Annotated in this window: 21 protein-coding genes; 7 read left to right on the top strand and 14 right to left on the bottom strand. The window is 68.0% G+C overall.

What is annotated here, in order from left to right:
• Nucleotides 1–98 precede the first annotated feature (98 nt).
• Nucleotides 99–1,262 (top strand): glycosyltransferase family 4 protein, encoded by a 1,164-nt coding sequence (locus HLH27_RS05285; protein ID WP_182948445.1) that lies wholly within the window; start codon nucleotides 99–101, stop codon nucleotides 1,260–1,262.
• Between the two features lie 55 nt (nucleotides 1,263–1,317).
• Here the strand turns inward: HLH27_RS05285 and HLH27_RS05280 are convergent, their stop codons facing one another.
• Genes HLH27_RS05280 through HLH27_RS05270 form a run of 3 tightly spaced genes read right to left on the bottom strand, consistent with a single transcriptional unit; the run spans nucleotide 1,318 to nucleotide 4,479 of the window.
• Entirely contained in the window at nucleotides 1,318–2,439 is a 1,122-nt protein-coding gene (locus tag HLH27_RS05280) for an acetoin dehydrogenase dihydrolipoyllysine-residue acetyltransferase subunit (protein WP_182948443.1), read from the bottom strand.
• Nucleotides 2,440–2,442: 3 nt separating this feature from the next.
• The gene (locus tag HLH27_RS05275) at nucleotides 2,443–3,471 is read right to left on the bottom strand and encodes an alpha-ketoacid dehydrogenase subunit beta (protein ID WP_182948441.1); all 1,029 of its coding nucleotides are present in this window, start codon (nucleotides 3,469–3,471) and stop codon (nucleotides 2,443–2,445) included.
• Nucleotides 3,472–3,513: 42 nt separating this feature from the next.
• Nucleotides 3,514–4,479, bottom strand: a complete 966-nt coding sequence (locus HLH27_RS05270; RefSeq protein ID WP_182948439.1) for a thiamine pyrophosphate-dependent dehydrogenase E1 component subunit alpha — start codon at nucleotides 4,477–4,479, stop codon at nucleotides 3,514–3,516.
• 197 nt (nucleotides 4,480–4,676) lie between these two features.
• On the opposite strand from HLH27_RS05270, the gene HLH27_RS05265 reads away from it, so the two are divergent.
• Nucleotides 4,677–5,624, top strand: a complete 948-nt coding sequence (locus HLH27_RS05265; protein ID WP_182948437.1) for a helix-turn-helix domain-containing protein — start codon at nucleotides 4,677–4,679, stop codon at nucleotides 5,622–5,624.
• A gap of 9 nt (nucleotides 5,625–5,633) precedes the next feature.
• Here HLH27_RS05265 and HLH27_RS05260 read toward each other — a convergent pair whose 3' ends face one another.
• The 3 genes from HLH27_RS05260 to HLH27_RS05250 are packed head-to-tail and all read right to left on the bottom strand — an operon-like array spanning nucleotide 5,634 to nucleotide 7,584.
• Nucleotides 5,634–6,809: a 5-(carboxyamino)imidazole ribonucleotide synthase gene (locus HLH27_RS05260; RefSeq protein ID WP_182948435.1), complete on the bottom strand. Its 1,176-nt coding sequence runs from the start codon at nucleotides 6,807–6,809 to the stop codon at nucleotides 5,634–5,636.
• Nucleotides 6,806–7,333, bottom strand: a complete 528-nt coding sequence (gene purE / locus HLH27_RS05255; protein ID WP_338029843.1) for a 5-(carboxyamino)imidazole ribonucleotide mutase — start codon at nucleotides 7,331–7,333, stop codon at nucleotides 6,806–6,808. Before purE ends, HLH27_RS05260 begins: the two co-directional genes overlap by 4 nt.
• Nucleotides 7,334–7,383: 50 nt before the next feature.
• Complete coding sequence (locus tag HLH27_RS05250) at nucleotides 7,384–7,584, bottom strand: DUF465 domain-containing protein (RefSeq protein ID WP_182948433.1); 201 nt, start codon at nucleotides 7,582–7,584, stop codon at nucleotides 7,384–7,386.
• A 175-nt stretch (nucleotides 7,585–7,759) separates the two neighbouring features.
• Here HLH27_RS05250 and HLH27_RS05245 point away from each other — a divergent pair, with 175 nt between their 5' ends.
• A complete protein-coding gene (locus HLH27_RS05245; protein WP_182948432.1) occupies nucleotides 7,760–7,930 on the top strand; it encodes a YdcH family protein in 171 nt (56 codons plus the stop codon).
• A gap of 53 nt (nucleotides 7,931–7,983) precedes the next feature.
• On the opposite strand, the gene HLH27_RS05240 is transcribed toward HLH27_RS05245, so the two are convergent.
• From HLH27_RS05240 to rpmE, 3 genes are all read right to left on the bottom strand, one after another.
• Entirely contained in the window at nucleotides 7,984–8,562 is a 579-nt protein-coding gene (locus HLH27_RS05240; protein ID WP_182948431.1) for a DUF1013 domain-containing protein, read from the bottom strand.
• A gap of 234 nt (nucleotides 8,563–8,796) precedes the next feature.
• Entirely contained in the window at nucleotides 8,797–9,306 is a 510-nt protein-coding gene (locus HLH27_RS05235; RefSeq protein WP_182948430.1) for an Hsp20 family protein, read from the bottom strand.
• A gap of 197 nt (nucleotides 9,307–9,503) precedes the next feature.
• On the bottom strand, nucleotides 9,504–9,734 hold the full coding sequence (gene rpmE / locus HLH27_RS05230) for a 50S ribosomal protein L31 (RefSeq protein WP_114726912.1): 231 nt from the start codon (nucleotides 9,732–9,734) through the stop codon (nucleotides 9,504–9,506).
• A gap of 221 nt (nucleotides 9,735–9,955) precedes the next feature.
• Here rpmE and mscL point away from each other — a divergent pair, with 221 nt between their 5' ends.
• Nucleotides 9,956–10,420, top strand: a complete 465-nt coding sequence (gene mscL, locus HLH27_RS05225) for a large conductance mechanosensitive channel protein MscL (RefSeq protein ID WP_182948429.1) — start codon at nucleotides 9,956–9,958, stop codon at nucleotides 10,418–10,420.
• A gap of 43 nt (nucleotides 10,421–10,463) precedes the next feature.
• Here mscL and HLH27_RS05220 read toward each other — a convergent pair whose 3' ends face one another.
• Nucleotides 10,464–11,195, bottom strand: a complete 732-nt coding sequence (locus HLH27_RS05220; RefSeq protein ID WP_182948428.1) for an SDR family NAD(P)-dependent oxidoreductase — start codon at nucleotides 11,193–11,195, stop codon at nucleotides 10,464–10,466.
• A 139-nt stretch (nucleotides 11,196–11,334) separates the two neighbouring features.
• On the opposite strand from HLH27_RS05220, the gene HLH27_RS05215 reads away from it, so the two are divergent.
• Together HLH27_RS05215 and HLH27_RS05210 are read left to right on the top strand one after the other, a co-directional pair.
• Nucleotides 11,335–11,871: a GNAT family N-acetyltransferase gene (locus HLH27_RS05215; protein ID WP_182948427.1), complete on the top strand. Its 537-nt coding sequence runs from the start codon at nucleotides 11,335–11,337 to the stop codon at nucleotides 11,869–11,871.
• Between the two features lie 62 nt (nucleotides 11,872–11,933).
• Entirely contained in the window at nucleotides 11,934–12,395 is a 462-nt protein-coding gene (locus HLH27_RS05210) for a hypothetical protein (protein WP_182948425.1), read from the top strand.
• Here HLH27_RS05210 and secF read toward each other — a convergent pair.
• The 3 genes from secF to HLH27_RS05195 all read right to left on the bottom strand — a co-directional run bounded on the left by secF (nucleotide 12,325) and on the right by HLH27_RS05195 (nucleotide 16,182).
• Nucleotides 12,325–13,266 carry a protein translocase subunit SecF gene (gene secF, locus HLH27_RS05205; RefSeq protein WP_182948424.1) on the bottom strand — a complete coding sequence of 314 codons (942 nt, stop codon included), beginning with the start codon at nucleotides 13,264–13,266 and terminating at the stop codon, nucleotides 12,325–12,327. The two genes, HLH27_RS05210 and secF, sit on opposite strands and share 71 nt — an antisense overlap.
• Before the next feature lie 11 nt (nucleotides 13,267–13,277).
• Nucleotides 13,278–14,837: a protein translocase subunit SecD gene (gene secD, locus HLH27_RS05200; protein WP_182948422.1), complete on the bottom strand. Its 1,560-nt coding sequence runs from the start codon at nucleotides 14,835–14,837 to the stop codon at nucleotides 13,278–13,280.
• A gap of 196 nt (nucleotides 14,838–15,033) precedes the next feature.
• Nucleotides 15,034–16,182, bottom strand: a complete 1,149-nt coding sequence (locus HLH27_RS05195; RefSeq protein WP_182948421.1) for a PA0069 family radical SAM protein — start codon at nucleotides 16,180–16,182, stop codon at nucleotides 15,034–15,036.
• Between the two features lie 178 nt (nucleotides 16,183–16,360).
• Here HLH27_RS05195 and HLH27_RS05190 point away from each other — a divergent pair, with 178 nt between their 5' ends.
• Nucleotides 16,361–17,380 carry a Gfo/Idh/MocA family protein gene (locus HLH27_RS05190; protein ID WP_182948419.1) on the top strand — a complete coding sequence of 340 codons (1,020 nt, stop codon included), beginning with the start codon at nucleotides 16,361–16,363 and terminating at the stop codon, nucleotides 17,378–17,380.
• Between the two features lie 7 nt (nucleotides 17,381–17,387).
• Here the strand turns inward: HLH27_RS05190 and HLH27_RS05185 are convergent, their stop codons facing one another.
• The gene (locus tag HLH27_RS05185) at nucleotides 17,388–17,735 is read right to left on the bottom strand and encodes a 4a-hydroxytetrahydrobiopterin dehydratase (protein WP_182948417.1); all 348 of its coding nucleotides are present in this window, start codon (nucleotides 17,733–17,735) and stop codon (nucleotides 17,388–17,390) included.
• Between the last annotated feature and the right edge of the window lie 48 nt (nucleotides 17,736–17,783).

The following is a 17,783-nucleotide window of genomic DNA, read 5'->3' as shown; positions in this document are numbered from 1 at the left end:
GATGGCGTGGCTCGGTGCTATGAGACGGGCATCGTGTGGAGACCAATGGAAAAATGCCCGGTATTCGGATGGTCGGCACGGAGTCCGTGTGAGCGACGATGAAGATTCTTGAAGTTACCAACGTCGATTTTTCTCTCAGGCATTTTCTTTTGCCCCTGATGCGGGAATTGCGGGCCCAGGGGCATGAGGTCGTCGGTGTCTGCGCGGACGGGCCCTTGCTGGCCGAGGTGCGGGCCGAGGGGTTGCGTGTCGAGACGGTTCCGATGGCGCGCTCTTTTTCGCCGCTGGCGCAGTTTCAGGCCCTGACGGCGCTGATGCGGCTGATCCGGCAGGAGCAGCCGGACATCGTGCATGCGCACATGCCGATCAGTGGCCTGCTGGCGCGCCTGGCGGCGAAACTGTGCGGCGTTCCGGTCGTGGCCTATACCGGCCATGGTTTCCTGTTCAACCAGCCCGGCCCGGCAGCGCGGCGCAGCCTGGCGCTGGGGCTGGAATGGCTGGCCGGCCGGATCACGAACCGGTACTTCACCGTCTCGGCGGAGGAAGCGCAGGACGCGCAGCGCCTGAAGATCCATCCGAAGCCGCTTGCGCTGGGCAATGGCCGCGATCCGGCCGTCTTTCATCCGGACCCGGTTGCGCGTCGGCAGGTTCGCATGGAATTGGGCGTGTCTCCGAACACGGTGGTGATCATCGCCGTGTCGCGCCTGGTGCGCCACAAAGGATATCCGGAACTGCTGGAAGCCATGGAGCAGATCTCCGCGGCGGAACTCTGGGTGGTGGGCGAACGCCTGGCTTCGGATCACGGGCCGTCGCTGGACCAGAATTTCGAACGCGCGGAGGCCGAGCTTGGCGGGCGGCTGCGCCGGCTGGGATATCGCAGCGATATTCCGGCCCTGCTGGCGGCGGCGGATATCTTCGTCCTGCCCAGCCATTTCGAGGGCCTGCCGATGTCGGTGATCGAAGCGATGCTGTGCGGCCTGCCGGTCGTGGCCACCGAAATTCCCGGCCCGCGCGAGCAGGTGGTAGCCGGACGCACCGGCCTGCTGGTGCCCCCCGGCGAAGTCGCGCCGCTGGCCCGGGCGCTGCTGCGCCTGGTGCGGGATACGGACCTGCGATACCGGATGGGCGAGGCCGGGCGCTACCGTGCCCTGGCACGCTATGACGAAGCGACGGTGACCGCCAACGCCGTCGCCGCGCTGCTGGGCAAGGGGGAGGAAAGCAAGGTCGCCGACCCGGAGGCGGAGGTGACTCCCCCCGGCTGAGGGTGAGCCCCCTCTCGCCCGGGCGGAGGAGAGGGGGCGCCTGCCTGCCTGAGGCTCAGTGGGCCAGGAAGGCCCGGACCTTGCCGTTGACGGCGTCCGACCGTTCCATCTGCGGCATATGGCCGGTGTCGGGCAGGATTTCGACCGTGATCGCGTCCGGCAGGTCCGCCGCGTGGCTGGACGGCAGGATTTCGTCGTCCTTGCCCCAGATGACCAGCGTCGGCGGAACATGTTCCAGCACCGGGCGCAGATTGTCGGTCTGGCGGCCATCGGCGAAGTTTGCCGCCGCGATCTGGCGCAGGGCGTCGACCGCGCCGTCCAGCCGCTTGTAGCGCAGCACGTCGTCGGCCATCTTGCGGCCGATCAGCCCCTTGTCATGGACCAGGTAGGACAGGACCGGGATCAGGGTCTTCTGGCGGTCGGCGGTGATGAAGCCGTCGATGAAGGCCATGTTGATGTCCGGACCGAGGCCGGCGGGCGCGAGCAGGGCCAGCGAGGCCACGCGCGACGGGGCAGTCTTGGCCGTGGTCAGCGCGACGGCACCCCCCAGCGAATGGGCCACCAGATGGGCGCGCCCGATGCCCAGCGTATCCAGCAGGTCTACGACCACCGAGGAGAAGAATTCCAGCGAGCCGGGGCCGACATCCTTGCCCGATCCGCCATGGCCGGGCAGGTCGAAGGCGATGACGCGCCGGTCGGAGGCCAGGGCGGCATGATTGAACAGCCAGTTGCCGATATCGCCGCCGAAACCATGGATCAGCACGACCGGGTCGCCATCGCCATGCCCGATGTCCAGGACCCGCAGCGAGCGCCCCTTGACGTCGATCACGCTGGGCTCGGGCGGGGTGTCGGAGGCGTCCTCGGCCGCGCCGGCCGAGAATTCGGCGTTGAACTGCGTGATGAAGGCATCGATGTCGGCGTCAGATGTATCGGCGTCGGCCAGCACGCCGATCAGCGCGCCGACGGCCAGCATCTCGCCTTCCTGCGCCACCTGGCGGCGCAGCACGCCGGCGGCCGGGCTTTCGTAGGCGTTGGTGATCTTGCTGGTTTCGATATCCGCCAGGTCGTCACCGGCGCGGACGGTCGCGCCCGGGCGGACCATCCAGCCGGCCAGCTTGCCCTCGGTCATCGCCAGACCGAATTTGGGCATGGTGATGGGGATGATGGAAGCGTTCATGGTTCAGGCTGCCTCGGTGACTTTATGGTTCATGACGGCCTTGACGGCGGCTTCGATCTTCGCGGCATCGGGCAGGTAGAGCGATTCCAGCACCGATGCGAAGGGCACCGGGGTGTGGGGCGGAATCACCCGCCGGATCGGCGCCTTGAGGGCGTCGAACGCCTCTTCCGCCACCAGGGCCGAGATATCGGCGGCCATGTTGCAGCGCGGGCTGGATTCGTCGACGATCACCAGGCGGCCGGTATCGGCCACGCAATCCAGGATGGTGTCGCGATCCAGCGGCGAGGTCGTGCGCGGGTCGATCACGGTGCAGCTGATGCCCTGGCGTTCCAGCTTGTCGGCGGCCTCGTTGGCCAGCTTCACCATCCGGCCGAAGGCCACGATGGTCACGTCGTCGCCCTCGCGCGTCAGGTTCGCCTCGCCGAAGGGGATCGTGTAGGCCTCGTCGGGCACTTCTTCCTCGTCGTCGTACATGACCTTGTGTTCGAGGAAGATCACCGGATCGTCGTCGCGGATCGCCTCGATCAGCAGCCCCTTGGCCTCGTAGGGGGATGAGGGGATGACGACCTTCAGGCCCGGAATGTGGGTGAACAGCGGATAGAGCGCCTGGCTGTGCTGGGCGGCGGCGTTGAAGCCGGCGCCGAACATGGCGCGGATCACCAGCGGCGTGCGCGCCTTGCCGCCGAACATGTAGCGGAACTTGGCGGCCTGGTTCATGATCTGGTCCAGGCAGCACCCGACGAAATCGACGAACATCAGCTCGGCCACCGGGCGCAGGCCCGTGGCGGCGGCGCCGGCAGCGGCACCGATATAGGAGGCCTCGGTGATCGGGGTGTCGAGCACGCGCTCGGGGCCGAATTCCGTATACAGGCCCTTGGTGACGCCTAGCACGCCGCCCCAGGCATCGACGACGCCCGAGCTGCCGCCCTGGCCGCCGGCCACGTCCTCGCCCATGATGATCACGCGCGGATCGCGGCGCATTTCCAGTCGCATGGCCTCGTTGATGGCCTGCCGGAAGCTTTTCTTGCTCATGATTGTCTCTTTTCTGGCTCGCGGGAGGAGGAGGCGGGGCGCTCAGTAGCGGACATAGACGTCCGCCAGCAGGTCGGCGGGCCCGGGCAGCGGGGCGGCCTTGGCGGCGATGACCGAGCTTTCGATCTCGTCGCGGACGGCCTCGTCGATCGCGTCCAGGTCCGAATGTTCCAGCAGGCCGGCTTCGGTCACCTTCTTGCGGAACAGCTCCAGACAGTCATGGTCGCGCTTGGCCTCGGCGACTTCGCCGGCGGCGCGATAGGTCATGGCGTCGCCTTCGAAATGGCCGTACCAGCGGGCCAGATGCACATGCAGCATGACCGGGCCGTTGCCGGCGCGGGCATGGGCGATGGCCTCGCCGGCGGTCTGGTAGACCGCGAAGAAATCGGAGCCGTCGCATTCCATGTAGGGCATGCCAAAACCCTCGGCGCGCGCCTTCTGCGTGCCCGCCACGGCGAAGGACGAGCCCGTGGCCTCGCCATAGCCGTTATCTTCCACCACGAAGACCACCGGCAGCTTCCACACCGTGGCGAGATTGAGGCTTTCCAGCGTACTGCCCTCGTTGGACGCGCCGTCGCCGTAGAAGGCGACCGCGACGCCGCCATCCTTCAGCGTCTTGTGCGACAGGGCCGCGCCGCACATCAGCGGCGGGCCGCCGCCGACGATGCCGTTGGCGCCCAGCATGCCGCGCGAGAGGTCGGCGATATGCATCGATCCGCCCTTGCCCCGGCAGACGCCGGTGCTCTTGCCATAGATCTCGGCCATCATGCCCGAGACCTCGACACCCTTGGCGATGCAGTGGCCGTGACCGCGATGCGTGCTGGAGATGGTGTCGTTATCCGTCAGGTTGGCGCAGACGCCGACCCCGGACGCTTCCTCGCCGCAATAGAGATGGACGAAGCCGGGGATCTCACCCGTGGCGAATTCGACATGCAGCCGCTCCTCGAAATCGCGGATCGTGCGCATGGCCCGATAGGAGCGAAGCAATGTTTCCCGTGCGATCTGCATTGGAAATCTTCCCTGTTATTCCGGGGATATCGAATCCCGATATCCGTGAGGACAGGGGAACGCCGATTGACCCTGACGACAAGAAAGACTGTTATTCGCATAACGAATATGTGACGCCGTCCGTCCGGTCTGTCGCGTTCCTGCGACACGCCGGACACGTTAAACAGGCACAGGCCATAACCGTTCGAAAGAGACGGATGATGTTGCAGATACCGTCACCATGGGTTGCCGGCCCTGTTCCGGCCTCCAACGCCGCCCGCATGATGCTTGCGGCATCCTGGCAACGCTGCGAGGGCGATTATGCCCTGGACCCGGCACAGACGGGCCTGTCGGACCTGATGTCGTGCTTCGAGCTGCGTCAGTCCTGCGACGAGGCCGGACCGCTGCTGCGGTTTGCCGATGCCGAGCTGGACCGGCTGCATGTGATCGTGCGCGACATGGACTATGCGGTCCTGCTGGCCGACCGGACCGGCACCGTGCTGACCCGCCGGACCGTGCGGGACACCGAGCGCGGCTGCCGGCGCTGGCATCTGTGGCCCGGCGCGCGGTGGAACGAGCGCGAGGAAGGGACCAACGGCATCGGCACCTGCCTGGCGGAGCAGCGGCCCGTCACGGTGCATATGAACCAGCACTGGCGGGTGAATCTGCGCTACCTGACCTGTACCGCGGTGCCGGTCTATGACGCGCTGGGGCGGCTGGCGGGGGCGCTGGATGCCAGTTCCTACCATCCCGATCCGGACGCCCGCGACGTGGCGCTGATCCGCAATACGATCACCGAGGCCGCGCGGCGGATCGAGGCGCGCTGTTTCAGCGATCTCTATCGCGGGCACATGATCGTGACGATGGGGACGGATGACGGTATTTCGGCGCCGCTGCTGGCGCTGGATGCCGACCGCCGCGTGGTGGGTGCCACCCATGCGGCGCGCCGGGAAATGGGGCTGAAGGACGGCGACGAGCTGCAATTCTGCCTGATGGACGAGCGGGGCCCCGGCCGGGATGGCTTTCGCACCGCCGAGAAGGCCGTGGTCGAAGCCGCCCTGGCCTCCGCGCGGGGCAATGTCAGCGCGGCGGCGCGGCAACTGGGGATCAGCCGGTCGACCCTGCACCGCAAGATCAGGGCCCTGTCGATCGAAGCCGAATCCTAGGCGCAGTTCTCAGCCGGCGGATTCGTCCAGCACGTCGTACCCTTCGGCCAGCGGGCCCAGGGCGGCATCGACGCCGAATTCGCCCGGCAGGCCGCCCGCGGGGAACAGCACGTTGACGTGCCCCATCTTGCGGCCGGGCCGGGCTTCGGTCTTGCCGTAATGATGCGGCAGCAGGCCGGGCGTTGCCACGATGGCCGGCCAGAGCGCCATGTCGTCGGGGCCGACCAGGTTCTTCATCGCCGCGTCGGAATGCCGGACGGCCGGGGGCAGGGGCAGGCCGGCGACCGCGCGCACATGCATGGCGAACTGGTCGACCGGGCAGGCATCCATGGTCCAGTGGCCGGAATTGTGCGGGCGCGGCGCGATCTCGTTGACCAGCACCTGGCCGTCGCGGTCGACGAACATCTCCACGCCCAGCAGTCCGACCAGATCCAGCGCATCGGCGATCCGCAGGGCAATCGCGCGCGCGTCGTCCCTGACCGTCTCGGGCACGCGGGCGGGGGCTAGGCTGAGATCGAGGATGCCGTTCCGGTGGCGGTTTTCCGTCACATCGAAGGTGACTGCCGCGCCGTCCAGGCCTCTTGCGACCATCACGCTGACTTCACACGCGAAATCGACCATGCCCTCCGCGACCAGCGGGTGGGGGGCCAGCGCGTCGAAGGCGGGCTGCATGTCCTCGTCGCGATGGACGCGGCTCTGCCCCTTGCCGTCATAGCCCAGGCGGGTGGTCTTGAGGATGAAGGGCAGCCCCAGCCCGGCGCGGGCGGCCGGCAGGTCGTCGGGCGTGCGGACCTCATGCCAGGGCGCGACGGGGATGCCGGCTTCGGTCAGGAAGCGCTTTTCGGCCACGCGATCCTGGCTGATGCGCAGGATATGGCCGGACGGGCGCACCGGGCGCAGGGCGGCCAGCAGTTCCAGCCCGTCGGCGCTGATATTCTCGAATTCGAAGGTGACGACGTCGACGGCCAGGGCGAAGCGGCGCAGGGCGTCGGGGTCGTCATAGGCGCCGAGGGTGACGGCGTGGGCGACCTGGGCCGCCGGCCCGTCCGGCTCGTTCGTCAGGATATGGGCCCGATAGCCCAGCCGGGCGGCGGCGATGGCGGACATGCGGCCGAGCTGGCCGCCGCCGACGATGCCCAGGACGGCGCCGGGCGGCAGGGCGGCGGGGGAAGGCGGCGTGCTCATCGTGACGGGCTGTCCGCGACCGCATCCGTCTGCGCCTGACGCCAGGCCGACAGCCGCTCGGACAGGGCCGGGTCGTTCAGGGCCAGGATCGAGGCGGCCATCAGGCCGGCATTGGTCGCGCCGGCCTTGCCGATGGCCAGGGTGCCGACGGGCACGCCGCCGGGCATCTGGACGATCGACAGCAGGCTGTCCATGCCCTTCAGGGCATGGGATTCCACGGGCACGCCCAGGACCGGCAGGATGGTCCAGGCCGCGCACATGCCCGGCAGGTGGGCGGCCCCGCCCGCGCCGGCGATGATGACCGACAGCCCGCGTGCGGCGGCGGTGCGGGCATATTCGGCCAGGCGGTCGGGGGTGCGGTGTGCGGAGACGATCCGGACCTCGTGCGCGATGTCCAGCGCCTCCAGCACCGATACGGCGTGCCGCATCGTTTCCCAGTCGGACTGGCTGCCCATGATCAGCCCGACCCGGGGCGGCACCTGGGAGGCGGAATGGGGAGAAGAGGGGGAAGGCGTATCGGTCACGCTGGTCGGCTTTCGGGACTTCGGAGGGGTGGATGGGTGGCCGGGTGGCGTCAGGCGATGCTGTCGGGGATCAGGTGGCTTTCCAGCCACGCGATTTCGTCCTTCAGCAGCAGCTTGCGCTTCTTCAGCCGCTGGAGCTGGAGCTGATCCATCGGATGCAGCGCCAGCCGGCTGATGACGGTGTCAAGGTCGCGGTGTTCGCTGCGCAGTTCGTGCAGCTTGCGGAGCACGGTATCCCGGTCAGTCAGCATGGTACCCCGTCTGGCATGTGATCGGCTGCCCATTCTATCGATTCTCGCCGGGATGGCGAGATCCCTGGCGGCATGCATGGCCAGCCGGACGAGTCCTGCAATTTTAGCATGCTCCGCGCCGGCACGGCTGGCCTAGGCTACCCGGTGTCGAAAACGCAAACTCGCTGGAGGCATCATGTCCCACGAACCCAGAATTCGTAGCCTGCGCCTGCGCCATGCACGTCTCGACGACAGGATCTTCGATGAGGACCACCGCCCGTTGCCGGACCACAGCGTCCTGCGCCGGCTGAAGGTGGAAAAGCTGCGGATCAAGGAAGAGATCGAGCGGCTTTCCCATCCGGCCTGAGGGCGAACGGCCTGGGCGGGTGCGGGCGGGCACGATGGGCCCGCCCGTGTGGATCAGCCGACATCCTCGCCGATTTCCAGCGGCACGGGCACGGCGTGGCCTTCGCGGGTCAGGCGGTCGTTCGCGGCCTGGACCATGGCGTTGAGGTCGGTCTGGCTGCACAGGCCCAGGATCACCGGGTCGCGCGGCTTGATGTTGGCACTGTTCCAATGCTGGCGGTCGCGGACCTTGGCGATCGTGTCCTTGGTGGTGCCCAGCAGCTTGACGATCTGCGGCTCGGAAAGCTGGGGGAAATTGCGCAGGACGAAGGCGATCGCATCCGGGCGGTCGTTGCGCTTGGCGACCGGCGTGTAGCGGGCACCCTTCGCGCGGCGGTGGATCGGGTTGGGCGTCGACAGAACCTTCAGCCGCAGGTCGGGATTGCCCTCGCAGCGCGCGATGTCTTCCGGGCGGACTTGGTGGTTGGCCACCGGGTCGTAGCCGACGATGCCCTGCGCGACTTCGCCATCGGCGATGGCCTGGACCTCCAGCGGGTGCATCCCGCAGAATTCCGCGATCTGGGTGAAGGTCAGTGCCGTCTTTTCGATCAGCCACACGGCGGTGGCCTTCGGCATCAGGGGCAGTGCATTCATGATAACGGGTCCTAACTGCGCAATGGGTGGCGCCGCGCAGGCACCCGATCCATGTCAGCGGCCCGGTATCCGGTCCACCCTTGCGTGCCTGCAGACGCGCAATGACTTGAGTATCGATATGGGGCCGTTCGGGGGGAGGGGTCAAGGGCGGGCGGGCCGTCCGGAACATGAAAAAGGGGCCAGACTTCGGTCCGGCCCCCTGTCTGTGGACGGTGGTCCCGCGTGTGACGGCGATCAGGCCGCGTGTTCGGCCGCGGGCGCGGTTGCACCGTCATTGGCCACGGTCGGGGCCATTGTCGGCGCGGCCTCCGCCGGGATGCCGAGACCGCCCGTGCCCACGGGAATGCGGCGGGGCTTCAGGGCCTCAGGCACGAAATGCCTGACGGCGACCCGCAGCAGGCCGTTCGTCATGTCCGCCTTGTCGACCACGATATGGTCGGCCAGGACGAAGCGGCGTTCGAACGCCCGCGTGGCGATGCCGCGATGCAGGACCTCGCCCGCCGGCGCGGCGCTGGCCAGACGGCCGGCGACCACCAGCGTATTGTCCTGGACCGTCAGCTCGATATCCTCGGGGCCGAAACCCGCGACCGCCATGGTCAGGACGTAGCTGTCCTCGCTGAGCTTTTCGATATTGTAGGGGGGATAGGACGGCCCCGCCGGGTTCTGGGCGGCATTGTCCACCAGGCGCGCCAGACGGTCGAAGCCGATGGCGGTGCGGAACAGGGGTGCGAAATCATAGGTCATGTCAACCTCCTCGACAGCAAGGTTCGATTCAGCCGGCAATGGAATAACCCCTCGACGAGCGGGCCGGTGCCTGACTGGCGGAAACCCGAATGGCGCTTCCGTATCCCTGATGTGAGAAACCCCGCCCCCCGGTTCAAGGGGCAGGGTTCTGCAAACATGACAATCTGTCGGACGGGGGCGCGTTGCCCCCGCGGCCCTTACGCCTTGGCGCGGCGGCCCAGACCACCGAACTTCTTGTTGAACTTCGCCACCTGGCCCCCGGTGTCGAGCATGCGCTGCACGCCCGTCCACGCCGGATGCGACTTGGGGTCGATGTCCAGGCGCAGCGTCGCGCCGGGCTGCCCGTAGCAGGAACGGGTCTTGTATTCGGTGCCATCGGTCATGATGACGTTGATTTCGTGATAGTCGGGGTGAATGCCGGATTTCATCGTCAAACCTTCATGCTGGGCCCGCCGATGCCGACCGGGGGCGTTTGCATGGCCGTATAGATGAGGCCCGGCGCGGGATCAACGCCTATCTGCCCGGCGGGCGAGGCTGCGGATCTGCCGTGGCACGGCCGCAACGGGCGGGCTGGCGCTGCGTTTTCCTGTTCACGCGGTATCAACCGGGTTGCTATCAACTGTCTATCGGCAATGCACTAGGAGGCTTCATGTCCGTCAAGGCCCCGTCCATCCATACTCCGGGATGGGTTTTGGAATTCCGCGCCTTTCTCATGCGCGGAAACGTCGTCGACCTGGCGGTCGGCGTCATCATCGGCGCGGCCTTCACCGCGATCGTCAACAGTCTGGTCAAGGATATCTTTACCCCGTTCATCGGGCTGCTGATCGGCGGTATCGACTTCACCAACGTCTTCTTCACCCTGCGCGGGCCGCATCTGGCGACCCTGGCGGATGCGCAGAAGGCGGGGGCGGTGACGATCAATGTCGGACTGTTCCTGAACGCGCTGATCCAGTTCGTGATCATCGGCTTCGTGATCTTCTGGGTGGTCAAGGCCGTGAACAAGCTGACCGTGAAGCACGAGGCCGCACCGGCTGCCCCGCCGCCGCCGCCGCGCAGCGAAGTGCTGCTGGAAGATATTCGCGACCTGCTGGCCGCGAAGAAGACCGCTCCCTGAGACGGGATGCCGCCATCCGCCCACGCGGATGGCGGCATGGCGGTCAGGCCGTCAGGCCGCCATCGACGGCCAGGCAGGTGCCGGTGATGTAGCCGGCGCGGGGGCTGGCCAGGAACGAGACCATGTCCGCGATGTCGGACACCTTGCCGTAGCTGTTGGTGGCGGTGAAGGGACGGATGATGTCCGCCCCATGCCCGTCCGCCGGGTTCAGGTCGGTGTCGATCGGGCCGGGTTCCACCACGTTGGCGGTGATGCCGCGTTCGCCCAGGTCGCGCGCCACGCCGCGCGCGAAGCCGCCCAGCGCCGCCTTGGTGGCGGAATAGAGCGAGATGCCCGGGAAGGGCGCGCGCTGGCCGAAGGCGGAGCCGACATAGATCAGCCGGCCGCCGGGGCCCATATGCTTCACGGCCTCCATGGTTTCGACCATGGCCGCGCGCAGGTTCAGGTGCAGCGTGCGGTCGATCTGCTCCACGCTCATTTCGTCGATCGGGCCGTAGGGATACATCCCGGCATTGCAGACCAGCACGTCCAGCCGGCCCAGGGCCGCCACGGTCTGGGCGATCGCGGCGCTGTTGCCTTCGGTGGTGGCGCCGTCGGCCTGGATCGCCACCGCCCGGCGGCCCAGGGCCTCGATCCGGGTGACGACCTGAGTGGCGGCGGTGGCATTGCTGGCATAGGTCACGGCGATGTCGAAACCGTCTTCAGCCAGTTTCGCGGCGATGGCAGCGCCGATTCCGCGGCTTCCGCCAGTCACGAGGGCGACACGCTGGGTCATGGATTTCATCCTTGGTATCTGGGGTTAACAAGGCCGGCTCGTCGGTATGGACCATACGGCGTGGGCACGACAGGTAAAGTTTCGTGTGCCGGTCGAGCCTTGTAGAATGACCGGAGGCTACGTCCATCGGGCAAGGACCATGACCGATCTTCCGACCTTTCATACGAAGCGACTTGTCCTGCGGCCCCGTGCGATGGCGGACCTGAACGCCTGCCTGGCGATGGATCGCGACACCGAGGTGACGCGCTTCGTGGCCGGGCCGTGGGACGATCCCGCACGCCATGCGGCGTTCGTTCGGGAGAGGATCGCGGCCGATTTCGGCCGGGGGCTGGGATATTGGTCGGTGTTCGACCGGCATGAGCCACATCGCTTTCTCGGGTGGGTGCTGCTGATTCCCCGCGACGGAAGCGGCCCTGACATCGAGATCGGTTGGCGGTTCATCCGCCAGGCCTGGGGGCGGGGGTTTGCGACCGAGGCGACTCTGCCGGTTGTTGCGTACGCTTTCGTGGCGTTGGGGCTGGAGCGGATCGTGGCGGACATCGCCGTGGGAAATGCGGGTTCGATGAAAGTCGCGCGCAAGATCGGGATGCGCGCTGCCGTTCATGAGGCGGGGCCGGACGTGTTGTTCGTCATGACTCGTGCCGATTACGCGCGGCCGGGAAGAGGCCGGGGGTGAAGAGGATCCGTCTGCTCTTCACTCTTTTTGAACTGGGGCGCGATCTGCTCTAGGCTCCTGCCATGACGAAAAGCCGGAACAGGATCGGGAAGGGATGGGGCGTGGCGCTGGTGGCCGGGCTTTTCGGGTTGGCGGGCTGCGCGCGGCCCGACCCGACCATTCGCCCGGTCAGCCAGTTGCCGCTGCCGTTGCAGGCCTATCTGAGCGTCGATGCCTATTTCATCGCGCAGGGGATGGTGCGGGGGCGGCTGGCGGATGGAAGGCTGATGCATGACCAGGCGCGCGACCTGGTGGCCAGCACCCTCTATGCCCGCGACCTGACCGTGCAGAACATGCTGCACCCGACGGTGGAGGGCCAGCGCCGGGTGCAACTGGCGATCGAGATGATGCTGGATTGCGTCCAACTGGCAAACAGCGGGTCGACCGCTGCCTGCCTGGGACCGCCGCCGCCGGTCAGCGGGGGGGACGCGCGTCCCGTCGCAGACGCTTCTCGCCCAGCAACAGCAGAATCGGCGCCGCGATAAAGATCGAGGACGAGGTCCCGACCACGATCCCGAACAGCATCACCCACGCGAAGCTGGACAGGCTGGCGCCGAAGAGGGCCAGCGGCAGCGCGGCCAGGAAGACGGTCGTGGACGTGCCCAGCGTGCGGCTGAGGGTTTCGTTGATCGACAGGTCGATCAGCTCGGCCAGCGGCATGGTGCGGTATTTCCGCAGGTTTTCGCGCACGCGGTCGTAGACCACCACCTTGTCGTTGGTGGAATAGCCCAGGATCGTCAGGATGGCGGCGACCATCACCAGGTCGAATTCGAAATGGGTCAGGACCAGGAAGCCGACGGCCTTGGTCAGGTCAAGGATCAGGGTGATCACGGCGCTGACCGCGAACTCCCATTCGAAGCGGAACCAGATATAGCCCAGGATCATCAGCAGGCTGATGCCCAGCGCCAGCATGCCGTCGCGGAACAGTTCGGCCGAGACCGAGGCGCCGACCGCATCCGCGCGCAGCACCTGTGCGCCCGGCAGGGTGGCGACCGCGTGGCGGACCGAATCGACCAGCGCCTGGGTGCGGGCCTCGTGATCGGCGCTGGCGGCAGGCGGCGCGTCCAGGCGGATCAGCACGTCGTCGGGGGCGCCGAAGGACTGCACGCCCGCGGCCTCGACATGCTGCGTGGCCAGTGCCGCGCGGACCTGGCCGAAATCGGCCGAGCCCTGGGTGCGGACCTCGACGACGATGCCGCCGCGGAAATCCAATCCCAGCGTCAGGCCCGGATGGAGGAACAGGATCACGGACGCGATCGACAGCACGGCGGAGGTGGCGAGGCCGATGAAGCGGCCGCGCATGAAATTGATCCGGGTACCGTTGGGCACGAAGCGCAGGAGGGGGCGAGAGAACATGGCTTGGCGCCTCAGACCGGCAGGACAGTGGGACGGGTGCGGGCGTACCAGCGCACCATCAGCATCCGCGACAGCAGCAGCGTGGTGAACAGCGTCGTGACGATGCCGATCATGATCGTCAGGGCGAAGTTCTGCACCGGACCGGTGCCGAAGGCGAACAGCATGATATGCGCCAGCAGGGCGGTCGCATTGCTGTCCAGGATGGTGGAGGTCGCGCGCTCGAAGCCCGCCTGCATGGCCGCCAGCGGGGTGCGGTTACGGGCGACTTCCTCGCGGATGCGTTCGTTGATCAGGATGTTGGCGTCCACCGCCATGCCCAGGGTCAGCAGCATGCCGGCCATGCCGGGCAGCGTCAGCGTGGCCTGGAACAGCGACAGGATGGCGACCATCAGCACCAGGTTGGCCAGCAGGGCCACGTTGGCGTACCAGCCGAACCGGCCGTAGAACAGCGCCATGAAGGCGATGACCAGCGCGAAGCCGACGCCCAGGCTGATCATGCCGGCGCGGATGGAATCGGCGCCCAGCGAGGGGCCGATCGAGCGCTGCTCGATGACCGAGAGCGGTGCGGGCAGGGCGCCCGCGCGCAGCAGAAGCGCGAGGTCGGTGGCCGATTGCGCATCGAACCCGCCGCTGATCTGGCCGTTGCCGCCGGTGATGGCGCTGCGGATGACCGGGGCCTGCACCACCTTGTTGTCGAGCACGATGGCGAAGCGGCGGCCGACATTGGCCTGCGTGGTGGTGGCGAAGGCCCGCGCGCCGACCGAATCGAAGGTGAAATCGACGGCCCATTCCCCGGTCTGCTGGTCGATGGCGGCCGAGGCGTTGGTCAGGTCTGAGCCGTCGACATCGACATGGTCGGCGATCGGCAGTTTCTGGTCCGGCGCGTTCATCATCGGCAGCAGGCTGATGCCGGGGCCCGGGATGGCGGAGCCGAGCGCGCTGTCCTGCACCATGTGGAACGTCATCTTCGCCGTGGTGCCCAGCAGATGCTTCACGCGCTCCGGATCGCTGATGCCGGGCAGTTCGACCACGATGCGGTCGTCGCCCTGGCGGGTGATCTCGGGGTCGACCGCTCCGGTCGCGTCGATGCGGCGGCGCACGATCTCGATCGACTGGGTGACGGCATCGCTTGCGCGCAGGCGCATGGCCTCGGGCGACAGGGTGATGGCGATGCTGCCGTCGGGCCGCTGGGCGACCGCGAATTCATTGGCCACCGCCATGGGCATGGCGCGCAGGGCCTTGAGGTCGGCCTCGGCCTCGGACGGTGCGCGGGGGGTGAAGGTCACGGTGCCGGCATGCGCGTCGGTCGCGACGTCGCGATAGCCCTGGCCCGCGCCCAGCAGCGCCTGGCGGGTGCCGTCGGCCAGCGTGCGCAGGCGGTCGGCGGTGACGCTGTTCATGTCCACCTGCATCAGCAGGTACGAGCCGCCCCGCAGGTCGAGACCAAGGTGAATCTGGCGCCACGGCACCGAGGGCGCGGGCTGGCGCATGGCATTGGGAAGGCAGAGCAGCACTCCCAGAAGGCAAACCGCGACGACCGAGGCCAATTTGAGCCGGCTGTAATACATCATGACTGAAAAGGGTGCTCCTTACGCCCGGCCCAGCCGGCTCCCTGTTCGCGTGTCGGTGCCGCCGGACGGACGGCGACGCGGGAACATGCCGGGCCGGCGCGCCGGATGCAACCGCCCGACGGCCCCGGCCGCACGAATCCTTCCGTTTCGTCCGCGTATTCGTCCGCATGGCGGCGGGCGGACGGGCGTGCGGTCCTCAGAACAGGGACAGTTGCGGGTCCGGCGGCGCCGGGGGCGGGGCGAAGCGCGTGCAGTCCAGCGACCGGCCGCGCGTGAGGCCCAGGGCCCGGCGGGCCCGCGCGAAACGCTGGGCCAGCAGGTCGGCATGCACCCCCTGGCCCCGGCCGCGCCGGCCGAAGGTCGAATCGTTCAGCGCGCCGCCGCGCACCGCGCGGATGCGTTGCAGGACATGGTGCGCGCGATCGGGATAGTGGCGGGCCAGCCAGTCCTGAAACAGCGGTGCGACCTCCAGCGGCAGGCGCAGCAGGGCGTAGCCGGCATCGCAGGCGCCGGCTGCCGCGGCAGCGCCGAGAATCGCTTCCAGCTCGTGATCGTTCAGGGCCGGGATCATCGGGGCGACCAGGACGGAGGCGGGAATGCCGGCCTCGGTGAGGGCGGCAATGGCCTCCAGCCGTCGGGCCGGGGTCGAGGCGCGCGGCTCCATCCTGCGGGCCAGGTCGGTATCCAGCGTCGTCACCGACAGGCTGACGCGCACCAGATTGCGTGCCGCCATTGCCGCCAGCACGTCGCGGTCGCGCAGCACGCCGGCCGATTTGGTGACGATGCTGACCGGGTGGGAAAACCGGTCCAGCACCATCAGGATGGCGCGCGTCAGGCCCGTCTGGCGCTCCACGGGCTGGTAGGGGTCGGTGTTGGTGCCCAGTGCGATCGGGCGCACCCGGTAGGCGGGGTGGCTGAGTTCCCGCTCCAGCAGGCGGGCCGCGTCGGGTTTGCAGGTCAGGCGGGTTTCGAAATCCAGACCCGGCGACAGGCCGATCCAGGCATGGGTGGGGCGGGCGAAGCAGTAGATGCAGCCATGTTCGCACCCGCGATAGGCGTTGATCGAGCGGTCGAAGCCCAGGTCCGGGCTGTCGTTGCGGGTGATGATGGTGCGGGCGGGCTCGAAGGTCAGTTCGGTGCGCGGAGCAGGCTCGTCCTCCGCCAGACTGTCCCAGCCATCGTCGACCGGGGCGGATTGGTGGCGGGCGAAGCGGTCGGGCGGCGACAGGGTGGCGCCGCGCCCGTGGCGGATTCCGGCCAGGCTGGACGATTTGCCGGCCAGCGTGCGCTGTGCGGTGCGGGTCGATTGTCCGGGACCGATGCGGATGGGGGACGGGTCGGGCATGGGGGGGGCTCCGGGAGGTGCCGGTTGTGGGCGGGCGGCATGGTGGCGGGCCGATTTTGCAGCATAAAGAACAAAAAGGGAACATGTATCCGCGCGCCTGTCCCTTGCGGGCGGTGCCTCTGGTCGATCGGGCGTGGGTGCTCTAACGCTTCGTCATCCTGGATGCGGAGAGGATGCGATGGCGGGGCTGTTCGGTGGCGGAGCGGGACGGGGTGAAGCGGCGCGGCAATTGCGCGTGGGTGTTGTCGGTGCCGGTCATTTCGGGCGGTTCCATGCGCTGAAGGTCGCAGCCTCGCCGCGCGAGTCCCTGGTCGGCATCCATGATCCGGATCAGGCGCGGGCCACGCTTGTCGGGGCCGAGGCGGGCGGCGCGCCAGCGCTGGGGCTGGAGGAACTGCTGGCGCGTTGCGAGGCGGTGGTGATCGCGGCCCCGGCCGAACATCATTTCGCCCTGGCCGACCGGGCCCTGCGGGCCGGGCGGCATGTGCTGGTGGAAAAGCCCATCGCCTCGACACTGGAGCAGGCGGACCGGCTGGCGGCGCTGGCGGTGGAGACCGGGCTGGTGCTTCAGGTGGGGCATCTGCTGCGGTATTCGGCCGAGCATCGGGCGATTACCGGGCGGATCACCCGGCCGCTCTATATCGAGGCGACGCGGATTGCCCCGTTCAAGCCGCGCGGTACCGATGTCTCGGTGATCCTGGACCTGATGATCCATGACCTGGACCTGGTGCTGGCGATCGTGGACAGCGAGATCGCGGATGTCGATGCGCTGGGCGCGGCGGTCAGTTCGCAGCACGAGGATATTGCCAATGCCCGTGTCCGTTTTGCCAACGGGTGTGTGGCCACCATCACCGCCAGCCGGATCTCGCTGAAGACCGAGCGGCGGATGCGCCTGTTTTCGGAAGAAGGGTATCTTTCGGCCGATTTCGTGAAGCGCGAGCTGACGATGATCGGGCGGGAAAAAGGGCTGCCCTTGCCCGGCACCGGCGGCTTTCGGCGCGAGGCGGTGAGCTGGGACGACCATGACACGCTGGCTGCCGAGCATGTGGCCTTTGCCGCCGCCTGCCTGGATGGCGCGCCGGTGCTGGTCGATGCGCAGGCCGGGCGGCGCGCGCTGGCGGCCGCGCTGGCGGTGACGGACAGCATTACGTCGGTGCGGGCCCTGTGGGAGAAATCGGGGCTGGTCAGCCCGGCTTGACGGGTGGTCAGTGCGGCAGGGTTTCGATTCGGGCCGCCATGATGAAATCGTTGCGGTGAAGGCCGCCGATACTGTGGGTTTGCAGCGTGAGCCGCACATAGCCCCAGCCGAAGGCGATGTCCGGATGATGGTCGGCGGCTTCCGCCAGTGCGGCGATGCGTTCGACCAGGGCATAGGCATTCGCGAAATCGGGCAGGACGCAGGAGCGCAGCAGCAGCGTGCCGTCCGGGGACAGGGTCCAGTTCGGGATCGCGGCCAGCAGGGTCTCGGCCTCGGCGCGCGTCAGGGCCGGCGTGTTGCGGGGGCAGGGGGCGATGACTTCACGCGCAAGGGCGGCAGCGGCGGACAGGGGCATGGCGGTGTTCCTTCAAGGCCTGTTTGAAAAGGGCCGCTGCCGGAACGT

The organism is Gluconacetobacter takamatsuzukensis, assembly GCF_014174275.1.
In the GTDB taxonomy this organism is placed as follows: Bacteria; Pseudomonadota; Alphaproteobacteria; order Acetobacterales; family Acetobacteraceae; genus Gluconacetobacter; species Gluconacetobacter takamatsuzukensis.
The sequence above is the reverse complement of the archived record's forward strand: the minus strand, read 5'-3'. Positions and strand labels throughout refer to the sequence as shown.